We start from the raw sequence: 3714 nt of genomic DNA on the forward strand, positions 1-3714 counted from the left end.
AACCCGCACCTTCGTCAGCTTCCATCGCCAGCGTCTGCTGCTTCATCCTGTTCTGCCTTCCTTATCCACTCCGCTCTATAACGCTCCGAGTAGCTATGCGGTGGACTTGATCAGCAATGCCTTAGGCTCTGGGAGCGAGCAAGGTGAACGATGAATGATAATCGACACGGTCTTGCTATGACCGCAAAACGCTGCCGGCGAAACAACCGAGTGAGATGTTGTGACAGTCCGGTGGCTAGTTACTGCAACTACAGCGCGGCTGCCATCATGGCCAGTGCCGCGCACCAGGCGTGGCGCCGCGCGCGGGCGCGAACGATCGTGGTCGTGGTGGTTCTGCCCTTAACGGCATCCAATTCGCTGACCCTACTGCGTCGTCAGTCAGCGAAACTACAAAGGCATTGAGCAAGTTTTGGCTGAAGCAACGCGATACAAACTACCGATGCTTTGAGACTGATCAAACCGGCACGATAGCGCGTTCGCTATATTCAATTGCATTCGCGAGGAGGCGTTCGCGCGTCCAGCGGTCGGTTCAATGTTCCGGATTCGCCCTCGTATGGCGGGTGCGCAGAATCGACGGAAAAAATGGATGTATCGGACCGAGCGGCGATCCGAGAAGTGATGTGAGCGAGCAGCACTATGCAGTGCGCTGTGGACGATTGCGTTATTGAAAACAGAGCTGACAGAATGGTAAAGGCGAACCAACCTGTGCATTTTCACACTCCGAATATCGGAAAGCTGCCGGAGCACGCGTGAAAAGTGCGACATATTGCAGGAATTCACGCAAGCGTATCACCAGCGTGCGACGGGCTTTAGAGCCTATCGCACAGGTGTCGATCTCATAGCGGAGCGCTGGGTCGGTGCCAACACACGGCAAGATTCAATAGCGCTGATGCAAGCCGCCTGTTATGCACCAATAGAATTTCGAGTGGGGTTCTCGCTTTGTCAAAAAATGCCGACACCGCTGCCGATAATCCGCTGATCCGCGTCGCAATGAAAGCACATCACGAAACAGCGATGCATATGAACCGGTCCGCATTCGCCTGCTTACAGGCAGCGCCGGATTCCGTTTGTGGACGAATTCCTACGGGCACCGCACACCCGGTCGCTAGTTCAGAGCGCGATGCAGTAATAGAGAAACAACGGTTCGCTGCGTGCCGGAACGAACAACTGGCGACGCAAGTGGAATTGCGTAGGGAAATCCTCATGCTGCGCGAAGCACTTACTGAAAGTGACGATCTGATCGCCCTTCATAAGATTTATCGAGAGAGCGCGGAGAAGCGCGCTGCGGCCGAACGTGAAAGCACACGTGCAATGCGAGTACAACTGAGCAAAATGGATGTACTGAATAGAGCGTTGCAAGCGGAAGCAAGTGCGATGGAGCGGGTTTTGAATAATCCCTCATCCTACTTATCGGGTCGGAAGGCCCATCCGCTCGCGGCATTGCAGGGCAAGCGCGTTCTGTATGTCGGGGGGCGGCCCGGATCTCTTTCTGCAATCCAGTGGCTCGTGGAAGCCTCAGGTGGAACGATGGCGTGCGGCAGCGACACGGTGGACTGTACCGGTTTGCTGGCCGCCGCGTTGCCGGATGTGGACATGCTCATGTTCCCTGCCGACTGTATAGACGACGATACCGTGAAGATGTTCGAGTGGATCTGTGAGCGCAATCGTATCGCGTGCTATCAACTTCGCACGGCAAGCTTGGCAAGTTTTGTGGAACTCATCGACCGGCTCAGCGCATTTGCGAAAACGGGTGCTGCTGTGCGCTCCGCGCGCTTTTGCCCGAGGCACGGCTAGGAAGCCCAATGGCAGGCAGCCGAGTTTAACATGCAGCGAAAGGAACGGTGCTGAGGACTGTACGAAAACTCCTGCTATGGGCCAGCCCTGTCTGGCAGGATCTTTTGCTACCCACACACTAAACGAAACTCGAAGGTCACTGAGCGATCACAAAAGGAGAATTGCTATCACGTGACATCGGCGGGCTGCATTATCCTCCGTCGCAACGCCACTTTGGACCGTATGGTGAATGCGATGTTCGTAGCGGCCCAACGTACGATAGGAGTTTTTGTTTTTGGTGGTTCACGTTTTTGGGGGGCTCAGGAAAGAAAGACCAATCTCTCTATTCCCGAGAATTGAGGATGGAAGTTGAGAACGTACACCACTTGGGAACGTCGACTTCCGGTGCAATGTGAAAGCTCTTACTTCAGTTCGATATCGGACAACTTTTGTTCAAAGAGGATACACATCGATCTCCGCGATAACCGGTTAAGAGGTCATCTTATGCAGACAGTGCTTATCGTATTGGCAATTGCTGTATTAGCGTGGGCGTCCGACCATTACCGTTTTGTTAAGGGCTGGAAAGTGCACGAGCATAAGCGCGGGAGAATACGGAGAAATGCTAACCAGCCTGGGCTGCAGGCAACCGCTGCTAGTCGCTTGCCAGACGACGGAAACGGTTGAGCCAGCCGAAGCTGCGCTCGACCACCCAGCAGCGCGCACCAGCACAAAGCCCGTTTTGCCCTCCGGCAGCTTGATGACTTAAGCTCAATGCCTTCGTCCAGTGCCGCTTGCGCGGGCTCTTCGCCAGTGTATCCGTGGTCGGCAAACGCCACCTTGAGCGTCTGGCCCGTTGCCTGCTGAACCTGCCGTGCCAACTCTCTGACCTGCGCGCGCGCCTGTTCCTTGCCCAGCGCACACGTACCGCGAGTAATTGCTTCAACCTGTCCACCGCCGTATGCACGCGCTTGGTTGACCTCGACGATCCTGAGCAACCCGAATGATGGAACGCAGGTCGCTCAGCATGGCCCCGAAACAGCTTGCCTGAATCCAACGCTGCGTCTGCTGATTGACCAACTTCCACGGTGGAAAGCCGTCGTAATGCTTCAGCCTCTACTGCGACAGCAGCGGGCGTTTGATATACCGGCCAGGGTAGTTCACGTTGCGGATATGGCTGTCCGACGATGGCGCAAAATGGACGATCCATGGCTTGCCGTAGTGACGATCCAGCCAGCGGCTCCACGCCACTTTTGTCGGGCACTACGTTTTCAGCTCCTGCGGCGGAACCAGCGCGTCGTACGACTGCCGCAACAGATCGACGATTGCGTAGCGCCACATCGGCATGACCTGTGCCTTCACGAAATACATCGACTTCCACTGCTCGCCGTCGGGCGTTAAGCCCCCGCAGGTCACGCTCAGATGGACATGCACGTTCCATTGCAGGTCGCGCCCGAACGTGTGCAGCGCCGTGAAAAACACCCCAAAGGTTGGATCCGTGTCCAACTTTTGGGGTGCAGTTCAGTTTGCGCGCTGGGCGCCTTCAGCAGCGCGCGGTTCAGCCTGAATACCTCCCACAGCGCCGAGGGCATCGTCAGCCTGATGTGCTGCCAGCGCGTTTGCGGCGGCCTCGCCGTTTGCGTGGCGATCCATTGGTCCGTCGCCTTCTTGCCGCACGTGGGGCAGAACCGGCTCTTGCAGCTGAAGCACACCTTCTTGCGATGCGGGCAGGCTCCGTTCGAGCAGCAGGCGCACCACGTTGTCCACCACCGCCGAGCGGATCTCATGCTCATGCTTTTTGAAATACCGCCACCAGGTGTCACGGATCGGCGTAATCGAGCCGGGGATGATCGGCGTAATGAGGCCACCTGGAATGGCCCCGAAACGCGATTTCGAAGGGACTCAAGAATGCGTTGTTTTGCCTGATTTTGCAACCGCGTTTTC

The 3714-nt window shown here is 56.5% G+C and carries 4 protein-coding genes and 1 pseudogene; 2 read left to right on the plus strand and 3 right to left on the minus strand.

Annotated features, from left to right (window positions below; genetic code table 11):
* The first annotated feature begins 939 nt into the window (after nucleotides 1-939).
* Complete coding sequence (locus ACLFKU_RS42670; protein WP_410853250.1) at nucleotides 940-1794, plus strand: hypothetical protein; 855 nt, start codon at nucleotides 940-942, stop codon at nucleotides 1792-1794.
* Nucleotides 1795-2428: 634 nt separating this feature from the next.
* Here the strand turns inward: ACLFKU_RS42670 and ACLFKU_RS42675 are convergent.
* From ACLFKU_RS42675 to ACLFKU_RS42685, 3 genes and pseudogenes are all read right to left on the minus strand, one after another.
* A pseudogene (locus tag ACLFKU_RS42675) lies at nucleotides 2429-2865 on the minus strand (transposase); the annotation flags it as partial.
* A 168-nt stretch (nucleotides 2866-3033) separates the two neighbouring features.
* Nucleotides 3034-3276: a transposase gene (locus ACLFKU_RS42680; RefSeq protein ID WP_410853251.1), complete on the minus strand. Its 243-nt coding sequence runs from the start codon at nucleotides 3274-3276 to the stop codon at nucleotides 3034-3036.
* Nucleotides 3189-3563, minus strand: a complete 375-nt coding sequence (locus ACLFKU_RS42685; protein ID WP_410853252.1) for a transposase zinc-binding domain-containing protein — start codon at nucleotides 3561-3563, stop codon at nucleotides 3189-3191. The genes ACLFKU_RS42680 and ACLFKU_RS42685 overlap by 88 nt, the downstream gene beginning before the upstream one ends.
* Here ACLFKU_RS42685 and ACLFKU_RS42690 point away from each other — a divergent pair.
* A partial coding sequence (locus tag ACLFKU_RS42690) for a hypothetical protein (RefSeq protein ID WP_410853253.1) occupies nucleotides 3530-3714 on the plus strand: 185 nt, incomplete at its 3' end. The genes ACLFKU_RS42685 and ACLFKU_RS42690 overlap by 34 nt on opposite strands.

The sequence above is a fragment of the Paraburkholderia sp. EG304 genome (assembly GCF_046543485.1).
Lineage (GTDB): Bacteria > Pseudomonadota > Gammaproteobacteria > Burkholderiales > Burkholderiaceae > Paraburkholderia > Paraburkholderia youngii.